The 21,311-nt window shown below is 61.7% G+C and carries 20 protein-coding genes; 13 read left to right on the forward strand and 7 right to left on the reverse strand.

Annotated features, from left to right (window positions below):
• Window positions 1–145: 145 nt before the first annotated feature.
• Genes zwf through edd form a run of 3 tightly spaced genes read left to right on the forward strand, consistent with a single transcriptional unit; the run spans window position 146 to window position 4,102 of the window.
• Window positions 146–1,600, forward strand: a complete 1,455-nt coding sequence (gene zwf, locus E2F43_RS04410; protein ID WP_133209957.1) for a glucose-6-phosphate dehydrogenase — start codon at window positions 146–148, stop codon at window positions 1,598–1,600.
• Window positions 1,593–2,276 carry a 6-phosphogluconolactonase gene (gene pgl, locus E2F43_RS04415; RefSeq protein WP_133209960.1) on the forward strand — a complete coding sequence of 228 codons (684 nt, stop codon included), beginning with the start codon at window positions 1,593–1,595 and terminating at the stop codon, window positions 2,274–2,276. Before zwf ends, pgl begins: the two co-directional genes overlap by 8 nt.
• Entirely contained in the window at window positions 2,276–4,102 is a 1,827-nt protein-coding gene (gene edd, locus E2F43_RS04420) for a phosphogluconate dehydratase (RefSeq protein WP_133209963.1), read from the forward strand. Before pgl ends, edd begins: the two co-directional genes overlap by 1 nt.
• Window positions 4,103–4,109: 7 nt before the next feature.
• Here edd and E2F43_RS04425 read toward each other — a convergent pair whose 3' ends face one another.
• Both E2F43_RS04425 and E2F43_RS04430 read right to left on the reverse strand, forming a co-directional pair.
• Window positions 4,110–5,315: an iron-containing alcohol dehydrogenase gene (locus E2F43_RS04425; RefSeq protein WP_133209966.1), complete on the reverse strand. Its 1,206-nt coding sequence runs from the start codon at window positions 5,313–5,315 to the stop codon at window positions 4,110–4,112.
• A gap of 81 nt (window positions 5,316–5,396) precedes the next feature.
• Complete coding sequence (locus tag E2F43_RS04430) at window positions 5,397–6,251, reverse strand: sugar phosphate isomerase/epimerase family protein (RefSeq protein ID WP_133209969.1); 855 nt, start codon at window positions 6,249–6,251, stop codon at window positions 5,397–5,399.
• A 133-nt stretch (window positions 6,252–6,384) separates the two neighbouring features.
• On the opposite strand from E2F43_RS04430, the gene E2F43_RS04435 reads away from it, so the two are divergent.
• Window positions 6,385–6,723, forward strand: coding sequence for a c-type cytochrome (locus tag E2F43_RS04435; RefSeq protein WP_133209971.1), 339 nt, complete (start codon window positions 6,385–6,387; stop codon window positions 6,721–6,723).
• A gap of 15 nt (window positions 6,724–6,738) precedes the next feature.
• Here E2F43_RS04435 and E2F43_RS04440 read toward each other — a convergent pair whose 3' ends face one another.
• Genes E2F43_RS04440 through E2F43_RS04460 form a run of 5 tightly spaced genes read right to left on the reverse strand, consistent with a single transcriptional unit; the run spans window position 6,739 to window position 11,892 of the window.
• Window positions 6,739–7,908, reverse strand: a complete 1,170-nt coding sequence (locus tag E2F43_RS04440) for an MFS transporter (protein WP_133209974.1) — start codon at window positions 7,906–7,908, stop codon at window positions 6,739–6,741.
• 33 nt (window positions 7,909–7,941) lie between these two features.
• Complete coding sequence (locus tag E2F43_RS04445; RefSeq protein WP_133209977.1) at window positions 7,942–8,721, reverse strand: acetoacetate decarboxylase family protein; 780 nt, start codon at window positions 8,719–8,721, stop codon at window positions 7,942–7,944.
• 56 nt (window positions 8,722–8,777) lie between these two features.
• Window positions 8,778–9,656: an SDR family NAD(P)-dependent oxidoreductase gene (locus tag E2F43_RS04450; protein WP_133209980.1), complete on the reverse strand. Its 879-nt coding sequence runs from the start codon at window positions 9,654–9,656 to the stop codon at window positions 8,778–8,780.
• Window positions 9,657–10,631, reverse strand: a complete 975-nt coding sequence (locus E2F43_RS04455) for a Rieske 2Fe-2S domain-containing protein (protein WP_133209983.1) — start codon at window positions 10,629–10,631, stop codon at window positions 9,657–9,659.
• A gap of 46 nt (window positions 10,632–10,677) precedes the next feature.
• Window positions 10,678–11,892 (reverse strand): amidohydrolase family protein, encoded by a 1,215-nt coding sequence (locus tag E2F43_RS04460; protein WP_133209986.1) that lies wholly within the window; start codon window positions 11,890–11,892, stop codon window positions 10,678–10,680.
• A 117-nt stretch (window positions 11,893–12,009) separates the two neighbouring features.
• Between E2F43_RS04460 and E2F43_RS04465 the strand changes: the two genes are divergently transcribed.
• The 9 genes from E2F43_RS04465 to E2F43_RS04505 all read left to right on the forward strand — a co-directional run bounded on the left by E2F43_RS04465 (window position 12,010) and on the right by E2F43_RS04505 (window position 21,232).
• On the forward strand, window positions 12,010–12,633 hold the full coding sequence (locus tag E2F43_RS04465) for a TetR/AcrR family transcriptional regulator (RefSeq protein WP_165954193.1): 624 nt from the start codon (window positions 12,010–12,012) through the stop codon (window positions 12,631–12,633).
• Window positions 12,634–12,704: 71 nt separating this feature from the next.
• Window positions 12,705–13,856 (forward strand): CaiB/BaiF CoA transferase family protein, encoded by a 1,152-nt coding sequence (locus E2F43_RS04470; protein ID WP_133209992.1) that lies wholly within the window; start codon window positions 12,705–12,707, stop codon window positions 13,854–13,856.
• A 10-nt stretch (window positions 13,857–13,866) separates the two neighbouring features.
• Window positions 13,867–14,313, forward strand: coding sequence for a 2,4'-dihydroxyacetophenone dioxygenase family protein (locus E2F43_RS04475; RefSeq protein WP_133209994.1), 447 nt, complete (start codon window positions 13,867–13,869; stop codon window positions 14,311–14,313).
• Between the two features lie 2 nt (window positions 14,314–14,315).
• Complete coding sequence (locus E2F43_RS04480) at window positions 14,316–15,515, forward strand: cytochrome P450 (protein ID WP_133209997.1); 1,200 nt, start codon at window positions 14,316–14,318, stop codon at window positions 15,513–15,515.
• A 133-nt stretch (window positions 15,516–15,648) separates the two neighbouring features.
• Window positions 15,649–16,644: a branched-chain amino acid aminotransferase gene (locus E2F43_RS04485; RefSeq protein WP_133210000.1), complete on the forward strand. Its 996-nt coding sequence runs from the start codon at window positions 15,649–15,651 to the stop codon at window positions 16,642–16,644.
• Between the two features lie 2 nt (window positions 16,645–16,646).
• Window positions 16,647–17,630, forward strand: a complete 984-nt coding sequence (locus E2F43_RS04490) for an NAD(P)H-quinone oxidoreductase (RefSeq protein ID WP_133210002.1) — start codon at window positions 16,647–16,649, stop codon at window positions 17,628–17,630.
• Between the two features lie 9 nt (window positions 17,631–17,639).
• Window positions 17,640–18,389, forward strand: a complete 750-nt coding sequence (locus E2F43_RS04495; RefSeq protein ID WP_133210005.1) for an SDR family NAD(P)-dependent oxidoreductase — start codon at window positions 17,640–17,642, stop codon at window positions 18,387–18,389.
• A 41-nt stretch (window positions 18,390–18,430) separates the two neighbouring features.
• Window positions 18,431–20,284, forward strand: coding sequence for a MocR-like pyridoxine biosynthesis transcription factor PdxR (gene pdxR / locus E2F43_RS04500; RefSeq protein WP_133210008.1), 1,854 nt, complete (start codon window positions 18,431–18,433; stop codon window positions 20,282–20,284).
• 81 nt (window positions 20,285–20,365) lie between these two features.
• Window positions 20,366–21,232, forward strand: a complete 867-nt coding sequence (locus tag E2F43_RS04505) for a carbon-nitrogen hydrolase family protein (RefSeq protein WP_133210011.1) — start codon at window positions 20,366–20,368, stop codon at window positions 21,230–21,232.
• Window positions 21,233–21,311: the final 79 nt, after the last annotated feature.

Below are 21,311 nucleotides of genomic sequence, written 5' to 3' on the forward strand. Positions count from 1 at the left end.
GGCATGGAGATTCTGTTATCATCCACTGCTCTCCAGCAGCCAGAGAACGCTGCGGACCGAATCACCGCTATAACACCTGTCTGCGCCCGCAGACATGTTACGACACACAAAATAATTACTACTCAGTCTTGAGGAAGCTTTTTATATGAGTGAAATTGTCGATTTGGTGATTTTCGGGGGCACCGGGGATTTATCCACCCGCAAACTGCTACCCGCTTTATACCAGTTACAACGGCACAACCTGGCGAACCGGCTCAACCGGATCATCGCCACCGGTCGCGGTGAAATGGAAACCGAGGCTTTTCGCCGTGAAGCCCGCGCCAACCTGGAGAAATACCTGCCCCATGAAAATTGGGACGAGTCCGTCTGGGAAGCGTTTCGTGAACGCCTCGAATACGTCAAGGTAGACGCCGACAAGGCGGATGATTACCAACAGCTGGCGCAACTGCTGACCGCAGGCAACACCTCCGGGCGGCTTTATTACCTGGCCACCCTGCCCTCACTGTATGGCGAGATATGCCAGCAATTGCAGGATGCAGGGGTCGTCAATGACGACAGCCGGGTGGTGCTGGAAAAACCGCTGGGGCACGACCTGCAGTCCTGCCGGGCAATCAACCAGCAGGTAGGCCGGGTATTCGACGAGGAAGCGACCTTCCGCATCGATCACTACCTGGGCAAGGAAACGGTGCAGAACCTGCTGGCACTGCGCTTCGGCAACCAGTTGTTCCATCCCATGTGGAACAATACCTTCATCAGCAGCGTACAGATCACCGTGGCCGAGGAAATCGGCGTCGCCGGCCGTGGCAGCTACTATGCCGACACTGGCGCCCTGCGCGACATGGTCCAGAATCACCTGCTGCAGGTGCTGTCACTGGTGGCGATGGAACCACCGGCCACCCTGAAGGCCACCGACATCCGCGACGAAAAAATGAAGGTGTTGCGCTGCCTGGAGCCGATCACCGCGGACAACGTCAAGGAGTGCACCGTGCGCGGGCGCTACACCGCCGGCGCTGTAGCCGGCAAAGCGGTAAAAGGCTTCCTCGAGGAAGACGCCTTCCACGATGCAGACAATACCGAAACCTTCGTCGCCCTGAAGGCCAGCATCAATAACTGGCGCTGGGCCGGGGTACCGTTCTACCTGCGCACCGGCAAGCGGCTGTCACGGCGCTATTCGGAAATCGTCATCGAATACCGGCAGCAGTCGTTTTCGCTGTTTGCCAACGACCCCCAGGAGCTGACCAACAAGCTGGTGATTCACCTGCAGCCGGAAGAGAGCATCAGTCTGCACACGGTCAACAAGAAGCCGGGCCTCACCAACAAGCTGAGACTGCAGCCGGTTGAGCTGCACCTGACGGACGAATCTCAGAACAGGCAAGACAGCTACGATGCCTATGAGCGACTGCTGCTGGATGCCATTCACGGTGACCAGACCCTGTTTATGCGCCGCGACGAGGTGGAGACAGCATGGCGCTGGATCGACTCCATCATCGAGGCGTGGGATGAAAATGGCACCGCCATCAAGTCCTATAACGCGGGCACCATGGGCCCCAATGCAGCAACGGCGCTGATTGCCGTGGACGGACGCAGCTGGCATGAGTAAGCAACACAGTTTCAGCGACCGACCAGCACTGGATACGGCATTGGCAGCGCACATCGCCGAACGGCTGGCGGCGGACATTGCAAGCCGCGGCAAAGCCAGCCTGGCAGTCTCTGGCGGCAGCACACCCCAGGGAATGTTTGCGGCACTCTCACGCCAGCACCTGCCCTGGGACCAGGTGTGGATTACGCTGGTTGATGAACGCTGGGTGGATGCCGACAGTCCCGATTCCAATGAAAAGCTGGTACGCGAGAATCTGCTGCAGAACGCCGCCGCAGAGGCCCATTTTATCGGCCTCAAAGGCAATGCGGCAGATGCCGCCGCAGGACTGCAGGAGGTAACCGCCCGTCTGGATGAACTACCGCTGCCACTGAGCTGCGCTGTTCTGGGCATGGGTGGCGATGGCCATACCGCTTCCTGGTTTCCCCAGGCCAGCAACCTGCAGCAGTTGATCGATCCGCGGGGCGAAGCGTTGCTGGGTTGCTGCGACCCGGTCACCGCGCCGCACCAGCGCATTACCTTTACACTCCCGGCCATTCTCGCCGCCGGCGAGATTATTCTCCACATCACCGGCGAGGAAAAGCGCGCGATACTGGCCGAGGCCAGTGAAAAACGCTATCCCATTGCCGCAATTACCGAACAGCAGAGCAATCCTGCAAGTATCTGGTGGGCCCCCTGATGACCGATTCTAGACTGACAACCATAACCCAACGAATTGCCAGCCGCAGCGCCGACACCCGCGCCGCCTACCTGGAAAAAATAGACCGCATGCGCGGCCAGGGCCCCCTGCGCGGCGGCCTCTCCTGCTCCAACCTGGCCCACGGTTTCGCTGCCTGCAGCGAGCGGGACAAGCAGACCCTGAAACTGACCGAGTCGGCCAATATCGGTGTCGTCAACGCCTACAACGATATGCTGTCCGCGCACCAGCCACTGGAGAGCTACCCGGCACTGATCAGGCAGGCCGCCCACGAAGTGGGCTGTACCGCCCAGGTCGCCGGTGGCGTGCCCGCCATGTGCGACGGCGTGACCCAGGGTATGCCAGGTATGGAACTGAGCCTGTTCAGCCGCGATGTGATCGCCGGGGCCACCGCCATTGCCCTGTCCCACAATATGTTCGATGGCGCCCTATGCCTGGGCGTGTGCGACAAGATTGTACCCGGCCTGCTGATCGGCGCCCTGTCCTTCGGTCACCTGCCGGTTATATTTGCCCCGGCCGGCCCCATGACGTCGGGAATATCCAACAAGGAAAAAGCCGCCGTCCGCCAGCAGTACGCCGAGGGCAAGGTGGGCCGGGACGCCCTGCTGGAGTCAGAGTCCGCCGCCTACCACGGCGAGGGCACCTGTACTTTTTACGGCACCGCCAACAGCAACCAGATGCTGATGGAGGTGATGGGCATTCATATTCCCGGAGCGGCCTTTGAACCGCCGGGGACCGAACTGCGCAACGAACTCACCCGCGCTGCCGCCCAGCGGCTTTGCAAGATCACCGCGCTGGGCACTGAATACACCCCGCTGGCCAATGTTGTCGATGAAAAGTGCATCGTCAACGCGATTGTCGGCCTGCTGGCGACCGGCGGATCCACCAATCACAGTATTCACTGGATCGCCATTGCCAGGGCGGCGGGTATCCTCATCAACTGGCAGGATTTCAGCGACCTGTCGGCGATCACCCCGCTGGTCGCCCGGGTGTACCCCAACGGCAGCGCCGACGTTAACCACTTTCACGCCGCCGGGGGCACCGGTTACGTGATCCGCACACTGCTGGAGAACGGCCTGCTGCACGAAGACGTGAATACCAACTGGGGGCCGGGGCTGTCCCGCTACAGCCAGGAACCCCAGCTCGAAGGCGGCAAGCTCCACTACGTGCCCGGCGTGGCCGAGAGCGCGGATACCGAGGTGCTGCGGCCCGCCGACCAACCCTTCTCCCCGGAGGGTGGTCTCAGGCTGCTCAAGGGCAATCTCGGCCGCAGTGTGATCAAGGTATCAGCCGTTGCCCCCGAGCACCGTGTGGTGGAGGCACCGGCCAAGGTGTTCTCCGACCAGGCTGAACTCTTCGCCGCATTCGAGGCCGGGGAGCTGGAACAGGATCTCATCGCCGTTGTGCGCTTCCAGGGTCCCGCTGCCAACGGTATGCCCGAACTGCACAAGATGACCCCCTACCTGGGTGTTCTGCAGGACCGGGGCTTCAAGGTCGCGCTGGTCACCGACGGCCGTATGTCAGGCGCTTCCGGCAAGGTGCCGGCAGCGATTCACCTGACCCCGGAGGCATTGCACGGTGGCCCTATCAGCCGCGTGCAGGACGGCGACCTGCTGCGCCTTGACGCGGACAAGGGGGAACTCAGCGTGCTGGTGGCCGAGGACGAGTGGCAGGCCAGGGAGAATGCCGTCCGTGACTCGCTTGAAAGCGAGAGCGGCATGGGCCGGGAGCTGTTCGCCCACATGCGCCGTTCGGTGACCGAGGCCGAATCCGGAGCCAGCGTCTTCCAGGGCACCCCGCTATCCTGAGGCCCTGCTACTCGGTTATCTGGCTGAGGATCGCCAGGGTGCTGGCCTCGTCAAGCAGCCGCGGCACCGGGTAACCCAGGCTCTCGGCAATGGCCGCATCGGCCAGGGCGGTGTGATCCTCGCGCCGAATCAGGTCCGAGCGATCGGGTATGCCCACCTGGGTGCGTAGCTCGCGCACCGCCGCGATGAACTTGAAAGCCAGCTGCGCCTCGGCCTCACCGGGTTCACCAGCACCGACCACCAGCGCAAGCTCCGCCAGCCTCGGCTGCGCTTCTTCCCGGCAGTACTCCAGCACGTGGGGCAGTATCAGCGCGTTGGCCAGACCGTGGGGAATCCCGTACCTGCCACCCACCTGGTGGGCTATCGCATGTACGTTACCGACATTGACCTGATTGATCGCCTTACCACCGTAAAAGGCGGCCATGGCCATACCCTCCCTGGCCTCTGAGTCGCCACCATCCTCGTAAGCATTGACCAGGTGCTGGAAGACCAGCTGCACCGCGATTCGCCCGTCTTCCAGCCGGGTACCCCGCTCCCAGACCCCGATATAGGCCTCGATGGCATGGGTCAGCGCATCCATCCCGGTGGCGGCGGTTATGTGCGGGGGCAGCCCCGCCATCAGTGAGGCGTCAAGGGCGGCGGCCCGGGGTAACATTCCCGGCCCCGAAACCACGACTTTCTCCAGGGTTTGCGAATCCTTCACCACCGCCCCCGAAGTCGCCTCGGAGCCAGTGCCGGCGGTCGTCGGAATGGCATAAATAGGCAGCAACTCATGCTTGACCTTACCCATCCCGACCCAGTCCCGCGGTGACTCGTCGGACGTCGCACAGGCGGAGATAAGCTTGGCGCAATCCATTACCGAGCCACCGCCAATCGCCAGCAGGGTGTCGCAGTTCTCTCGCTTTAACACGGCCAGACCGGCATCGACCTGCTCGTGCGTGGGATCGGGCAGCACACCGTCAAACCAGGCGCAGTCCACCCCCGCCTCCAGCAGGCCCGCCGCAGCGGTGTCGGCAACACCCAGTTCCCGCAGGGGCTTATCGGTGACGATCAAGACCTTGCGGGGCGACAGGCTGGCAATATGCTGGCCCAGTTGCCGGCTGCTGCCCTGGCCGACAAAGGCCATGTGACTTGCAGCGGGCAGAATTCCTGTCATGGCACGTAACATGAGCAGGTAAAAGCGGTGGCGGAGCTTGCGAATGAAAGCGGACATCAGTGGTTTCCTTATTCTCTGGCAGGCTAATACTAGCAGACAGGCCGCCTCGGTCACCGAAGCCCGGAACGCAAAATCAGACTACTGGCGCTGAATGCGCAAGATCTGCCGGATAAGGCGAATGGCGTCGGCGCTTAACTGCTCGCGACTGTCGAAGTTATCGCGCCAGATGTTCTCCGGGCTCGCGGTGCCGGACCCGACCGCCAGTGCCTGCACAACCAGCCAGCCACGATAGTCGAGGAAATCCAGGGTGGCAAAGGTCTCCTGCCATTGCACCTGACCACGGCCCAGTTCGCCGCGATGACTTTCGCTCAGGCGCACGTGCAGCAGTTGCTCGCCTGCGGCTGGCAGAGCCCGGGCGGGATTGAATTCCTCCAGGTGCGCGTGGAAGGTGTTGTACAACACACCGACGTTGCCCAGGCCAATATCCCGGCACATGCGGGCAGCGTCGGCGGCAGTATTGATCAGGTGGGCATCGAACCTGCACTGGAATTCCAGGGCCAGGGAAATGCCCATACCGGCGGCGTACTCCGCCGCGGCGCGCAGGCACTGCCTGCTCCATTCCCACTCGCGGTCGGTAGGGGGTTTACCGGTAAACACACCCTGGGATTGAAACAGGCCACCGGACAATACCGTGCTGCCGAGGATCGCCGACTCGTCCAGCCGGGCGCGCAGGAAATCAAGCGCAGCCTGGCGCTCGGCGGGGTCGCTCGAAACGGGATTGGCCGCGGGCGGCAGCCGGGTGCTGGTGGTGACATCGAAATCCAGATTATCCAGGGCCACCCGCAACAGCTTCAGTGCGGAGCTGCCCTGGCCACAGACCGGAATTTCCACGCCCTCATAGCCCTGAGCGGCCAGCATTTCCAGTACCGGCAGCTGCTCGACCCCGGGGTTGTCTCCCCACAGTCGCATGTCCATGCCAATCCTGACGTCCACAGGCTCTCCACTACGCTAGTCACGGCTAGATTATCAAGCATGACAGGTACCGGCATTTTTGTCATCGCATTGGCAAAAGTGCCGATTCAGGCTCTGCTACACTGAAACTGCAGTCACCGGGGAGATTAATAACATGAGCAAGTCTATTGCGGCCACCATCACCACCGCCGTGCTTCTGGCCGTGGCGCAGGGCGCCACCAGCTCGGAGCGCCTGGACGATGGCAAGCGCTCCTATGAGCTCATCTGCGCGAAGTGCCACGAAACCGGCGTTGAGGGTGCACCCGTGGCAGGCAACCAGGAAGACTGGGCCGGTCGCTCCCACCTGTGGGACGCGGTGCTGACCGAACACGCGCAAAAAGGCTACCTGAAAATGCCGGCCCGGGGAAACGCCGGTCATGCCACTGACTATGATATTGGCGCTGCCGCGGAATACATGCTGACCATTACCCATCCGGAGATGGCACCGGACTGAGTCCAGCGGCCGCTATCAATACCGCGAGCGCGGCAGGATCAGCACAACAACCACCGCCAGCAGCATGATTGCCGCCAGCCCCGCCACCACCAGGTCGTAACTGCCGGTCCTGTCGTAGACATAACCGGCCAGTGGCGGCCCGACAAGCCCCAGCGGCAGGAACAGGGGACCCTGGGCGCCATTGACCTGGCCGATGACCCCGGCGGGGAAGTAACGACTGTTGAGGTAGGGGTGCATGGGCAGAAAAGCCCCACCGCTGAACCCCATCACGGCAACGCTGACGGCCACCAGCACGGTGGTATCGGCCTGCAGCAACATCAGCAGTCCCAGCATGTTCAGCAGCAGTAACGCCGCCGCGAAGAAGCGCGCATGGGGCCGGAACAGGTCCGCCAGCAGGGCCACGATGAGCTTGCCCAGCGCGCCACCGGAACCTGCCACGGCCAGGAACAGTCCGGCCTCGATAGCACTGAAGCCCCGGTTGGAAAACAGCGGCGGGTAGCAGATGGTCATGATGACCATGACGTTCAGCGTCAACGCCACGGTGATGCCCACCAGCCAGAACTCACGCTGGCGGTAAAAGCCACGGTCGAGCTTGCGCTCCACCGCGTCCACGACGGCGCCGGCATCGGCAGGGATGGCCAGTAAAATCCACAACCAGAGTACCGCCAGCAGTGACAGTGACATCAGCGCCAGGGTCTGGCGCCAGTCAAGCCACTCAAAGGAAGCGCCGATCACCGGCGGCAGCGTTACCGATGCCACGCTGATGCCCAGCGCGGCGACCGCCAGGGCCCGCCCCTGCTGGTTGGCATACAGCTTCACCATCAGGCCATTGACCACCACCGGACCGTAAAAGGTAATGCCTATGGCGAATCCGAGGAAGCCCAGGCCGGCCTGCCAGAGGCTGGAGGACAGGCTGATGGCAAACAGGGACAGCATGGCGAACGCGCAGCCGCCGAGCAGCATGCGCCGGATGGGCCAACTGTCCACCAGCCGACCCACCATGGGCGCGATGAGGCCGGGCACCAGCAACAGCGCCACTGGTGCGATATTGATCGTTGCCACACCGACAGCAAACTCTGCGGCCACCGGCTCGACAAAAAAACCGAACAGGGAGATCAGGCCCGCGCCCAAACCCAGGCAAGTCATCCCCGCCATGGCGGGGAGCCAGGCTCTCAGCGAGCGCATGTCAGGACTCTGTCAGCGGGCACAGCGCAGCAGTCAGCTGCGCTTCGGTCCTCCGTTCTCACCGGGCCAGCGGGAGCCGGAAATCGTATCGGCGTAGGGTAAAAAGGCCTCCGCATCCAGTTCGCCGGCGAGGGTAATCTGGCGGTCGAGGAAGATGGGCCACCACAGGTGGGCCGATACCTGCTCGCGCAGGGGCAACAGACTGGCCAGCGGATCCCAGGGGCTGTCACGCAATACCAGTTCGCCCTGGACCTCTTCTTTCCACGCGGTACCGTACTTGCTCATCACGTGCACCACGTGGGGCGGGAAATCGAAACCCGTGGCCGGCCCCCCGACGCTGACCGCGCGGGAGTATTTCAGCCACCACTCGTTCTGCACCCACTCCTCGGCAGCTTCCACCGGGCCGGTGGACACGCCCTTGAATTCCACAAACGTGTAGCCCTGGTGGATGCAGCGGGCGCTGACCTGGGGCCCCAGCCGATAGTACTCGGTGGTACAGGGGTACTTGGGCTGGCCGTTGGTTTCCTGGCTGATGAAAATCGCCGACTCCTGGTCGATACCATAGCCCAGGGTGTATTCACCGGCGGTGCCCTGGTAGTCGGCATCAACGGTGGTGACGATACCGAACTCGGGCTCGTCGGGAACCGGGAAGTTATAAATGGTCAGATTCACGTGCGGATTTGCGCCCGGATCTATACCGGGGGGAAGCAGTTTGGCAATCGCCTCCGGATCGGTCCGGTAGACGATCTTGAGCATGGGCCAGTTGACGATATCGCCGGGGTTGCCCTGGGGTGCACCTGATTCATTTGTCATAGTTTTTTCCTTTGCTTGTCGTTCAGAGTTTGTGGAGTGCGGCTGCTCGGGCGGCCCTACCCCACCATCGCCGGCACAGGCGTTGTGCGATTGAGGATCATGTCGGCCCGGGCCCGTATCTTGGCATCCGTGTCCTCGGTGGTTGCCAGCAGCCAGAAGGCGTCCTGTTCCAGGCCTTTCACCGCCATCTCGGCCACTTCATCCGGGTGGGTGGTCTGTAGCTCAATGCCGTATTCGGCGGCCATCTTCTTCATGTCCTCGACGGAATTGATGCCGGACTCGTTGCCCGCTACCGCTTTTTGCAGCGCCTCAGGGCGTACCCTGCCGGAATTGAACAGGCCGGTGTCCACCACATGGGGACCCGGGAACAGGGCGCTGACTTTCACCGGCAGCCCGCCGGCCTGGCACTGGTAATGCAGGTTTTCGGTAATCGCGTGCACGGCGGCTTTACTGGCGGTATAGATCGGGGCATCGGGCAGGATGATATAGGCGCCGTTGCCGGAGCCGGTCACCACAAAGTGCGCCTCCTTGCCGGAGGCCACCAGGCGGGGCATAAAGGCGCGGATACTGTTAATCACCCCCCACACATTGACGTTGAGGCACCACTGCCAGTCTTTCTCGGAGTAGTCCCACATGGCGCCGCTCTCGCCGGCGCCAATACCGGCGTTGGCAAACACCAGGTCCAGGCCGCCAAAGGCTTTCTCCGCCGCGTCGGCCAGGGCGTTGAGGCTGTCTACGGAAGTCACGTCGCAGTGCTCGACCAGGTGATCGATACCCTCGGCGGCGAGATCCGCCGCGATCTGCTCCATGGCACTTTTATCCACATCGCCCACCACGATCCGGGCGCCCCTGCGTCCGAGGGCGAAGGCCAGTGAACGGCCCACACCGCTCGCTCCGCCGGTGATAAGCGCTACTTTACCGCTGAAATCCTGCACTTATGCAATCTCCTGCTTGTCCTGGGACGTGATGTAAAACTGGCGCACCCACTTGCGGAAGGTGACCAGGGTTTTATCTTCCCGGCAGAACACCGGGCGATGCTTGTGCACCTTGTTGGCCCAGATTGGGTAGTCGTCACCCAGCCCATCGATGATGCCTTTCATCACGTCGTCACCGGCCAGATCTTCGATCTCCCTGCGCACAATCAGGGTCCAGCGCATCAGCGTCTGGTTACGGTCGATCGGCTGCGGGCTGTTGTACATGATCATCTCCGCATTGGGGCCGTAGGTGGTGCGCACCAGGGCAAAGCCGGGGCTGTAGGTGGTGGCATGGAGGTGACTGGGATAGTCGTTGTTTTTCATGTCCGAGTGCAGGTGCATGGTGCGACCGTCCGGATCGATGGTGACCTCGGAGTCGGGTATTTCCATCTGGCTGTGAACGTAGGCGAAGTGCACCGGGTCGCAGGAATTTTCGCAGATGTCCTGGACATGGGCCGGCACCAGGTGCTCGGTGTAACGCGGCGCCGTCCAGGCCGGGTCACCGAGCTCCGGGAGGTCTGGAAGCTGCCACTGGGGAGGCGTATTCTCCGGGTGGAACCAGACGTAAACCTCGCCGTTTTTTTCCTCGGTGTGCCAGGTACGCACCCGGGCCCGCTCGGGTATATCGTCACAGTAGGGAATGCTGGAACACTTGCCGTCCTCGGCATTGAACTGCCAGCCATGGAAGGGGCAGCGCACGGTTTCGCCAATCACCCGTCCCTCATGCCCCAGGTGGGCACCCAGATGGGGGCAGAAAGCGTCCTGCAGGGCTACCCTGCCCGAGCGGGTTCGGTAAAGCACCAGTTCCCGGTCAAAGGCCTTGACCGGCTTGACCTCGCCGATGGCCAGTTGGTGCGAACGCTCCACCGAGTACCAGCCCATGGGAAATTCAGGGGTGGTGTTGGTCTTGGATTCACAGGCTTCCACGATAGTCATGATGGGTCTCCGTCGCCTTGCTGTCGTCTGTTCAGGGTTGCGTGTTTCAGTTGAAAATGGATACGTCAGGGCCGATTTCTTCGGCCACCTGCTGCAGGCGGGCCCGGTCCAGGCGGTAAAACTCGACGGCGTTCTCACCGAGAATCTTGCGCCCGTCCTGCTCCGGCAGGTTGCTGAAGGTGTCGCGTAAATACTGGGCCGTGTTGGGCCAACTGCCCTCCGGGTGCGGATAGTCGCTACCCCACATGATTTTTTCCAGGCCAATGTCATCTCGGATGTCGATGTCGGGACGCAACACGCAGGACGCGCCGATCCCGATATTGCGCTGGTAGTATTCGCTGGGCTTCATTGACAGGTGCTCGCGGAAATTGCCCAGCTTGGCGGAAATCTGGCCCTCGCTGTAATGGAAGTCCATCAACCGCAGCCAGGGCGGTAACATGAACATCGTTCCGCCTTCGACAATCATCACCTTGAGCCGCGGAAAGCGCTCGAATACACCGCCCCAGATCATGAAGGTCAGCGGGCGGTACAGCCACCACATCACCTCGGAAACATAAACGCCCATGGCGCCGGGCAATTGTTCGCGGTTGTCCTCGGCGGGGAAGCCGGCACCGAAATATTCGGCGTGGGGCGCGGGACCGGAGTGGAAGTGAACGATGACGCCCAGGTCTTCGCACACCTCCCAGAAGGGGTCGTACTTCACGTGGTGGTAGGCGTCCTGCTCGTACCACAGGGTGGGAATCATTACCGCCCGCAGGCCGTTGTCCACGCACCAGCGCACCGCTTCCACGGCCTGATCTACGTCCCACAGCAGGGGAATGGAGGCCACGCCGATGTGCCGCGCGGGATCATTGCCGCACAATTCCACCAGCCAGCGGTTGTGGGCCATGGCACCGGCCCATTGCAGCTCGGGCACCATGTCCTTGGGCGACAGCCCCAGCCCGGCGCCAAAAGGGGGAGTATTCTTTTCGGTAATCCCGTCGGGGAAGATGACCTCGGCAGCAATGCCGTCATTGGCCAGCATTTTCACCCGCTCCCGGTAATCCCATGCCCCGGTGAGCTCCTGCTGGATCGGTGCCCGCCAGGCGTCGTTGATGTCCTTGATCAGGAATTGCGACTCGGACTTCTCCATCATCTCCACGGTGATGGGAACCGCCATATCCAGCATTTCGTGGTATTTCGATTCCACGTAGGGCTTGTAGTCGGCGATGGGCAGACCGGCATGGCAATCGGTGGAGACCACCAACAATTTATCTGACATGGTTGAATTCACGCTTCAGTTTTATCGACAAAATAACGCTACAAACGGGCAAGCTTGCACATTTGTATACAAAATAGTTTAATGCCCTGACGAATGCAACTGCATTACGGTTTATTCATGGACACTATTGAGGCCCCTCTGGGGCGTCGCGAAAAGCGCAAGCAAGAGATCCGCCAGCGCATCGAGGACGCCGCCTACCGCCTGTTCCAGCAACACGGCATCGAGGACACCAGCATCGAACAGATCTGTGTCGAGGCGGACGTTGCCCGGCGCACCTTTTACGGCCACTTCAACAACAAGCACGCCCTGCTCGGCGGGCTGGGCATCAACCGGCTGTACAGCCGTTCCGAACCGATGCTGGCTGAGTTGATGGCTGCCCACAGCACCACCCGTGGTCGTCTCGAGGCAATGATCGACTACATTGAATCCAGTTTTTCCGGCATGACGGACATCGACCGCCAGCTTATTCTGGTGGGCCCGACAGCGTTCGCCGAGGACCCGGACAAGCAACGGGAAATCGGCCTTTCCGCCATGGCCAGCTTTACCCGGCTGTTTGAAGCCGGGGTGGCACAGGGCGATGTCAACACCCGCTTTTCCCCGGAAACGCTCGCCACTAACGTGGTGGGCACCCTGAACATGCTGACCATCAGCTGGTGCCTGGATAGCAGCTACCCCGTGTTTGCCAAATTGGAAGAAGCCCGCTGCCTGTTCGAGTACCTGATCTGTAAGGACAGCCAGTAAGCCCAGTCTCGCCATTGTTCATCGCTCTGGCGAAGGGCAAGCTGCACCCCCGATGACACGGAGCAACACGCATGGGTCCACTGACAGGCACTACCATCATCGAAATCGCCGGCCTTGGGCCGGGCCCGTTCGCCGCCATGTCACTGGCCGACATGGGTGCCGACGTTATCCGCGTGGAGCGCCCCGGCGGCGGCCTGTTCGCCGACCAGCAGGACCCCTGCCTCGATGTGCTCAACCGCGGCAAGCGCTGCATCGCGGCAGACCTCAAAACCGTCGAGGGCGTTAATATCGTACTGACCCTGGTGGAAAAGGCCGACGCCCTGCTGGAGGGCAATCGCCCCGGGGTGATGGAGCGCCTCGGGCTGGGCCCGGATACCTGTCTGGCACGCAACCCGCGACTGGTCTACGGGCGAATGACCGGCTGGGGCCAGGAGGGCCCGCTGGCAGGCGAAGTGGGGCATGACCTCAACTACGTGGCCCTGAGCGGCGCTCTGCACGCTATGGGCCGGGCGGGAGAAAAGCCGGCTATCCCATTAAACCTGGTGGGCGACTTTGGCGGTGGCGGGATGATGCTGGCATACGGCATCGTCTGCGCTCTACTCGAAATGAAAACCTCCGGCAAAGGCCAGGTGGTCGATGCGGCCATGGTGGACGGAGCCGCCACCCTCATGGCGAGTACCTACGCCGCACTGCAGGCGGGCTTCTGGTCAGACGAGCGCGGGACCAACGTGCTCGATTCCGGCTCCCATTTTTACGAGGTCTACGAAACTGCCGATGGCAAGTACATCAGCATCGCGCCGGTAGAGCCGCAGTTCTACGCCGCTTTCCTGGAGCGACTGGGCGAGGATACCGCGGGCCTGGAAAATCAGTGGGACATGGCAAACTGGCCGGCCTTCAAAGCCCAGTTGGCCGATCTCTTCAAACAGCGCAGCCGGGACGAGTGGGATTCATTCTTCGCCGGCGCGGACATTTGCTACGCGCCGGTGCTGTCCCTGTCAGAGGTCCGTCACCATCCCCACCATCAGGCCAGGGCCACCTATCTCGACGATGGCAACAGCTGGCAACCGGCGCCGGCGCCCCGGTTCAGCCGGACCCCGGGGGAGATCCGGCGCCCGCCCGCCAGGACAGGCGCGCACTCAAGGGAAATACTGGCGGAATTCGGCTTCGCCGAGACAGAAATCGAGGCCCTGATCGACAAGGGCGCAGTTAAGCAGAGTGATTAAGGAGAGAGCAATGACCCTACCCGAAGCGGTCCACTTTGGAGAAAACGACCTGCCATTTATCGATATTGGCGATGGCAGCCAGCTCAAGGTCCTGCAGGTAAAGCGTGGCGAGGGACTGTGGATTATCGAGAATATTTTCCAGGCCGGCTACGAGGTGGAACAGCACAAACACACCGGGCCCGTTTGGGGCTATACCTCATCCGGCGCCTGGAAGTACCGGGAATATGACTACGTTAACCGTGCCGGCTCCTTTCTCTATGAGCCGGCAGGCTCAGTGCATACCCTGCAATGTGTCGAGGACAACACCCGGGTCTGGTTCCAGATGTATGGCAGCAACATCAACCTCGGTCCCGACGGCAACATCACCTCCGTCGTCGATGGCCAACTAACCCTGGATTTCTATCTCGCCATGTGTGAAGAGCAGGGCCTGCCCCGGCCCAATGTGCTGGTGGAATAGCCGTGTTGATCGATATTTACAGCCCCGGGATCTACACTGCCGGCATACCTCACCGCCAGTTTGCCTGGCTGCGGGAAAACGCACCCGTGTACTGGCATGAGCATCCCGACGGCGGCGGCTACTGGGTCGTGAGCCGGCACCGGGAGGTGGTCCAGGTATCGAAAGACTTCAAGACCTACTCCGCCGAGCGCGGCTTCGTCATGGTCGACGACATGGAACCCGACGTGCTGGACATGGTGCGAAACCAGTTGCTGGGCATGGATCCGCCCCGTCACGCTCCCCTGCGGCGGGCCGTGATCACCCGCTTTACATCGAAGCGACTGGCGGCACTGGAGCCCCGGGTACGGGCCATTGCCCGCGGCATCATGGCGCGGGTCGGCGCGTTGGAGGACATCAATTTCGTCGAAGACCTGGCCGGCGACCTGCCTACCGCGGTGATCTGCTCGCTGCTGGATATACCCGAGGACATGTGGCCGCAGATTCGCCGCTGGTCAGACCTGTGCACCTCCGCCACCGACCCGGACCTCGGCGGCACTCCCGAGGAGGTCAACCAGGCCAGCATCGAAATGGGTACCTACGGTTTTCAGCTCGCCTCACAGCGCAAGGACGGTGGCGGCGATGACCTGATTTCCCTGCTGATCAACCAGGAGGTCGATGGTGAGAAAGTATCAGAGGCGGAATTCGCCTCTCTGTTTGTGCAAATTGCCGTCGCCGGCAACGAAACCACCCGTGGACTGATCAGCAGCGGTATGTACCTGCTGGCACAACACCCGCAGGCCTATGCTGAGCTGGAACGCGATTATTCGCTCATTCCCTCGGCGGTGGAAGAAATGCTGCGCTGGACCTGCCCGCTGCACTATTTCCGCCGCACCGCTACCTGTGATACGGAACTGGGTGGGGAAAAAATTGCCGCCGGTGACCGGGTGGTCATGCTATACAGCTCGGCCAACTTCGATGAAAGCGTCTTCCACCAGCCAATGAAGTTCGATATTCGGCGCAATCCCAACCCCCACCTCGCCTTCGGCTACGGCATTCACCTGTGCCTGGGCGCCAACCTGGCGCGGATGGAAGCCAGACTGTTCCTGGAGGAGTTCTTCCGGGCTTTCAGTGGCCTTGAGCTCACCGGGACGCCCAGCTACATCGAGTCAAATATTGTGCACGGATTCAAGCAGATGCCAGCACGGCTGACGCGCCGTCACTGACGGTCTGGTACTCCCCGCTCACAGCGGTCGGCTGTGACATATTTCTGTCTATTTTTGACCGCCAACTGCTCCATAGGCGTGCGTCTCGGGGTATTATTGAACGTTTCAGCAAAAGAACTTTGAGACCTAGGCGATGGCGGCATTTGGCACGAAATTTACCGGGAAGATGATACTGGGTACCTACCAGGACGGGCACTGGTCCGACCTGGAGCTGGTGCCCGTGGCGCCCTTCTCCCTGCATCCGGCCACTCACGTGCTGCACTATGCCAGCGAATGCTTCGAGGGCCTCAAGGCCTACCGCACGGACAGCGGCGAGGTTCACCTGTTCCGTCCCGACCGGCATGTGGCCCGGATGCTCAACAGCGCCGCGCAACTGCTGCTGCCCATACCCGACGGCGACACCCTTACTCGCGCCCTGCATATGGCAGTTGCCGCGGTAAAAGATGAAATTCCTGCCTATCCCGGTGCTCTCTACCTGCGCCCCACCCTGTTCGGTACCGAGGAAGATATCGGCGCTGCAGCCCGGCCCACCCAGAAGGCTATCTTCTACGTGCTGACGTCACCCGTTGGCGACTACTTCGCCGGCGGCCTCAAGCCCCTGCGGGTCAAGGTGGATGACCAGGCCCAGCGCTCCACTCCGAATTTCGGCGAGGTAAAAACCGGCGGTAATTACGCCGCCGCCATGCGCCAGGTCGTCCGTGCCCGCGAGGAACTGGGGGCGGACCAGGTACTGTTTGCCCCCGGCGGCATTGTGCAGGAAACCGGGGCTGCCAACTTTGTGCTCATTGAAGGTGATGAATTGTTGACCAAGCCGCTGGACGGCTCAATTCTGCCGGGTGTCACCCGCGACAGCATACTCACCCTGGCAGCGGACGCCGGCCTGAAAGTGACAGAACGGGACTTCACGGTGGAAGAGCTCCTGCGCCGGGCTCCCAATGGCGAGGCCGCGCTGACCGGCACCGCGGCAGTACTCACCCCGGTCGGCGAACTGCTCTACAACGGTGACACGATACAAGTGGGCGATGGGCAGATGGGGCCCTGGTCCAGCCGCCTGCGGGAGCAGCTGTGTGCCATCCAGAGTGGCGAGGCAGACGACCCCCATGGATGGCGGGTGGCCCTGGCTGAATGAGCATGTCGCATCCACGCCGCTACATCGACATCAATCCCGAAGACCGCAGCCTTAAGGTGGCCACTGACACCCTTGCCGACCCGGCCCCCGGGCAGATATTGATCAAGGTCGCCGCGGCGGGAATCAACCGCGCCGACCTGCTGCAACGGGCGGGGCTCTATCCGCCGCCGGAGGACGCCTCACCGATCATGGGCCTTGAAGTGTCCGGTACCGTGCTCGCCCTCGGCGACGGTGTGGAGGGCTGGCAGGTCGGTGATCCCATTTGCGCCCTGACCCACGGCGGCGGTTACGCGGACCTGGCGATCGCGCCCCAGGGCCAGTGCCTGCCCATTCCCGGCGGCCTGAGCATGGAAGGGGCAGCGGCCCTGCCGGAGGCCCTGCTGACCGTATGGCACAATATTTTCCAACGGGCCGCGATGCAGCCCGGCGAAAAAGTACTGATCCATGGCGGCGCCAGCGGCATCGGCACTTTGGGTGTCCAGATGGCCAGCGCCATGGGTGGCGAGGTCTATACCACGGCGGGGAGCGACGAAAAGTGTGCGGCGCTGGAAGCCCTCGGCGCGCGCAGGGCGTTCAACTACAAGACCCAGGACTTCGAAACCGCCTGCAGCGAGGCCGGCCTGCGGGACCGTATCAACGTGATCCTGGACCTGGCCGGTGGTGACTTCATCCAGAAGAACCTGAACCTGGCGGCGCCGGAAGGCCGCATCGTATACATCGCCTTTATTCGCGGCTTCAAGGCCGAAGTCAACTTCGCCCCGCTGTTGCTGAAGCGCCTGACACTGACCGGCTCGACACTCAGGGCGCAGAGTTTCGCCCAGAAGACAGTCATGTGCGAGGAGCTGCGCCAGCATATTTATCCACTGCTGGATAACGGCAGCATCAAACCGGTAGTCGACCGGGTATTTGAACTGGCAGACGTGGCCAAAGCCCACGATTACATGCAAAGTGGCGCTCACATGGGCAAGATCATTCTCCGACCCTGAGGAGCCACAATGCAGAGATTCGACGACAAGGTCGCACTGGTTACCGGTGCGGCCTCCGGTATTGGCCGCGCCACCGCTATTAGACTGGCCTCAGAGGGGGCCGCCGTATTCCTCGCTGACATCAACCCCGCCGGGCTCGCCGAGACCGTCGCCGCATTGCCGGCAGACGGTCGCAGCCGCAGTTTCCAACTCAACGTCAGCGATTCCGCTGACTGCAACAACGCGGTAGCGGCCTGCGTGGAGGCCTTTGGCAAGCTTGATATCCTCTGCAACATCGCCGGTGTCGCGATCTGCGACAACCTCTCCAACATTACCGACGAACAATGGCACCGGGCGGTAGGCATCAACCTGGACGGAGTGTTTTTCATGTGTCGGGCCGCCATGCCGCACCTGCTTGAAAGTGGGGGCAACATCGTCAACATGTCTTCCTCTGCCGGCCTTGTCGGCCAGGCTTACAACTCAGCTTACTGTGCAACCAAGGCCGGTGTGCTGATGTTCAGCAAATCCCTGGCCCTGGAATACGCCAGGCAGGGCGTGCGGGTCAATGCGGTTTGTCCCGGTTTCGTGAAAACGCCGCTGTCCGCCAACTTCGCCATGCCACAACAGGTGGACACGGACCTGATGGCAAGGCTAATGCCCCTGTCCGAGGGGGCTGAGCCGGAAGAGATCGCCGCCAGTGTCGCCTACCTGGCGTCAGAGGAAGCGCGTTTTATCAACGGCATCGGCCTGCCCATCGACGGTGCCCAGACCGCCGGCTAGTGATTGCTTGCTCTGACGCTGGCGTCGGGTAATATCCGGGCATGAGCGATGCCATCATTTACCTCGATCCCGATTCGGAGCTTAATCTCCAGGCCCAGATCCGCCAGAAAATGGTGGAGGCTATCACCCTGGGCAACTTCCCCGAGGGAGAACGCCTGCCCTCTTCCCGCAAGCTGGCGGAACAACTGGGCGTTGCCCGCAACACCGTGGTTCTCGCCTACCAGCAACTGGTCGACGAAGGGTACCTGGTCAGTCGCGAGCGCAGCGGGCTCTACGTCAACGAGGAGATCCGCAGCGGACAGGTCGCGCCGGAGCAGTACAGCAGGCGCCAGCGGCAGGCCAGTGATCGCTGGCGGCAACGGTTTCGCAACTCGACCACTCCCGCCCAGGACTTTACCTGCCCGCCCAACTGGCAACAATATCCGTTCCCGTTCATCGAGGGGCAGTTCGATCACTCCCTCTACCCGGTGAGGGAGTGGCGAGAGGCCAGCCGGCTGGCGCTGGGGGTCAAGGAGATCAACACCTGGGCGGGTGAAACCGGGGACATCGACGACCCGATGCTGATTGAACAGATCCGCTCCCGTATCCTGCCCCGCCGGGGCATTCAGGCCCGGCCGGAGGAAATTCTGGTCACCGTGGGCACCCAGCAGGCGCTTTACCTTGCTACCGAACTGCTGGTGGATTCCAGCGTAGCGGTAGCCGTCGAGGAACCGGGCTACCCGGGTATGCGCCGGCTGCTGGCACAGCGCGGTGCCCCCATCGTCTACCAACCGGTGGATGAAGAGGGCCTGGTGGTGGATGACCGGCTGGACGACTGCCAATTGATTTACGTCACCCCCAGCCACCAGACGCCGACCGCGGTGACCATGTCCAGCGAACGCAGGAAGGCCCTGCTGGCCCGCGCCAACGACTCTGATGCGCTGATTATCGAGGACGACTTCGAATTTGAGAGCAATTACCTGAGCTCACCGCACCCGGCCCTGCGCAGCATGGACAACGGGGACCGGGTGATTTACGTCTCCTGCCTGTCCAAGGTATTGTCCCCCGGCCTGCGCCTGGGCTTCATGGTGGCGGCGCCGGAGGTCATAGAGGAAGCGCGCAAGCTGCGCCGGTTGATGGTGCGCCACCCGCCACTGAACAACCAGCGTACTGCCGCGTTCTTCCTGTCCCTGGGACACTACGACAGCTTCCTGATGCACCTGCACCGTATTTTCGAAGAGCGCTGGATTGCGCTGCGCCGCGCCCTTAATTACTACATGCTGTTCTACGTGGAAATGGCGCCGGCCCAGGGGGGCACATCCCTGTGGATCAAGGGGCCGGAAGACCTGGATGTGAAATTCGTTGCCCAGGAGGCAGCCAGGCGCGGCATACTGATCGAGCCAGTGGATCACTACTACGCAACGTCCAACGCGCCCCGCAACTGCTTCCGCATGGGTGTGACCAGCATACCTCATGGCGCGATTCGCGACGGTGTGCTGGCACTGCGGGACCTGTTCCACGATCTCACTGAAAACAAGACCGAAACCTTTGACAGTGCCCGCGGCGAGCACCTCACCGGCGACGCCCTGCGCGAGGCCCTGGCGGGCAAGGTGATGGTCAGCATTATCGCCTATGGCGACCCCTGCACGATAGAAGTCTGCGACGACGGCTCACTGATAGGCAAGGCCGGCTACGCCGCCGAGGACCAGGACGAAGGTCAGTGGTGGATAGAGCACGACCGCTGGCATCGCCAGTGGGGTCGTTGGGCCTGGGGCGAAATCGGGATATATGACGTACGCCGCGAGGGCAATATTCTCAAGCTGTTCGACGAGGACGGCTGGTTGATAGACCGTTATATTCCACAAAAATCCAGTGAACAGGATGCGCAGTTGGCATCTGGCCTAAAAAGCGGCTGACAACTGGCCCTACCTCAACGCCGACTTTTTTCCGTAGATTCAACTCTCAACCTTTCACCGGCTAACAACGGAGGACAGCCGATGAGTCACTTTGCCATTGCCGGGCTACAGCTGGAGGTATCCGGCAAGGACAACCGCTATCTCATCCAGAAAGAGATAGAAAAAACGATCCGCCTCTACCCCTGGATACAAATGGTGGTGATCGGAGAGTTGGCTACTTTTGGTGCCGATAAGTCCTTTGCCCAGGAGCTACCTGGCGACATCGAAAGCTTTTACTGCCGCATCGCCCACGACCTCGGTATCTGGCTGGTGCCTGGCAGCATTTACGAGAAAGACGGTGATGAGATCTATAACACCGCGATGGCCATCGACCCCGAAGGCAAGGTGGTCGGCCGTTATCGCAAGATGTTCCCGTTCTGCCCCTACGAGGAAAACGTCACCGGCGGCACTGAATTTCTGGTGTTCGATGTGCCCGGGGCTGGTCGCTTCGGCATCCACATCTGTTATGACCAGTGGTTTCCGGAAACCGCACGACAACTGGCATGGATGGGAGCGGAAGTGTTGATCTGCCCCACCATGACCAACACCATCGACCGGGAGCTGGAGCTCTGTCTGGCACGGGCAAACGCAATCAGCAATCAGTGCTACGTATTCAACGTCAACGTGGCAGGCAAGCTCGGCAATGGCCGCTCTATTGTCATCGGCCCTGACGGCAAGGTTATCCATGAAGCGGGAGAACTCCAGGAAACGATTCCCATCGAGCTGGATATTGCCAGTGTCGCGCGGGTCAGGGAACGCGGCGTGCTGGGACTTGGGCAAACCCTGAAAAGCCTGCGTGACTCGGGGTCCGAATTCCCCGTCTACCGGGGTGCGGCTCCCGCCGGGGCTACCGCCACACTGGGCCCGCTGGTCAAACCGGAGCCACACCGCAAAGACAAACTGGACTAACGACGAATATGCAATTGGCCCTACGTCGCAGAAACCGACTTAGGTAAGTTAACTGACAGAAGCACAAATTAAGCTATTA

The sequence above is a fragment of the Seongchinamella unica genome, from assembly GCF_004354085.1.
Taxonomy (GTDB): domain Bacteria; phylum Pseudomonadota; class Gammaproteobacteria; order Pseudomonadales; family Halieaceae; genus Halioglobus; species Halioglobus unicus.

Coding starts and splice junctions, on each gene's coding strand:
- E2F43_RS04455 (WP_133209983.1), bottom strand. CDS start 10,631: ATGACTATCGTGGAAGCCTGTGAATCCAAGACCAACACCACCCCTGAA.
- zwf (WP_133209957.1), top strand. CDS start 146: ATGAGTGAAATTGTCGATTTGGTGATTTTCGGGGGCACCGGGGATTTA.
- pgl (WP_133209960.1), top strand. CDS start 1,593: ATGAGTAAGCAACACAGTTTCAGCGACCGACCAGCACTGGATACGGCA.
- E2F43_RS04475 (WP_133209994.1), top strand. CDS start 13,867: ATGACCCTACCCGAAGCGGTCCACTTTGGAGAAAACGACCTGCCATTT.
- E2F43_RS04490 (WP_133210002.1), top strand. CDS start 16,647: ATGTCGCATCCACGCCGCTACATCGACATCAATCCCGAAGACCGCAGC.
- pdxR (WP_133210008.1), top strand. CDS start 18,431: ATGAGCGATGCCATCATTTACCTCGATCCCGATTCGGAGCTTAATCTC.
- E2F43_RS04460 (WP_133209986.1), bottom strand. CDS start 11,892: ATGTCAGATAAATTGTTGGTGGTCTCCACCGATTGCCATGCCGGTCTG.
- E2F43_RS04425 (WP_133209966.1), bottom strand. CDS start 5,315: ATGTCCGCTTTCATTCGCAAGCTCCGCCACCGCTTTTACCTGCTCATG.
- E2F43_RS04440 (WP_133209974.1), bottom strand. CDS start 7,908: ATGCGCTCGCTGAGAGCCTGGCTCCCCGCCATGGCGGGGATGACTTGC.
- E2F43_RS04435 (WP_133209971.1), top strand. CDS start 6,385: ATGAGCAAGTCTATTGCGGCCACCATCACCACCGCCGTGCTTCTGGCC.
- E2F43_RS04470 (WP_133209992.1), top strand. CDS start 12,705: ATGGGTCCACTGACAGGCACTACCATCATCGAAATCGCCGGCCTTGGG.
- E2F43_RS04465 (WP_165954193.1), top strand. CDS start 12,010: ATGGACACTATTGAGGCCCCTCTGGGGCGTCGCGAAAAGCGCAAGCAA.
- E2F43_RS04495 (WP_133210005.1), top strand. CDS start 17,640: ATGCAGAGATTCGACGACAAGGTCGCACTGGTTACCGGTGCGGCCTCC.
- E2F43_RS04485 (WP_133210000.1), top strand. CDS start 15,649: ATGGCGGCATTTGGCACGAAATTTACCGGGAAGATGATACTGGGTACC.
- edd (WP_133209963.1), top strand. CDS start 2,276: ATGACCGATTCTAGACTGACAACCATAACCCAACGAATTGCCAGCCGC.
- E2F43_RS04445 (WP_133209977.1), bottom strand. CDS start 8,721: ATGACAAATGAATCAGGTGCACCCCAGGGCAACCCCGGCGATATCGTC.
- E2F43_RS04505 (WP_133210011.1), top strand. CDS start 20,366: ATGAGTCACTTTGCCATTGCCGGGCTACAGCTGGAGGTATCCGGCAAG.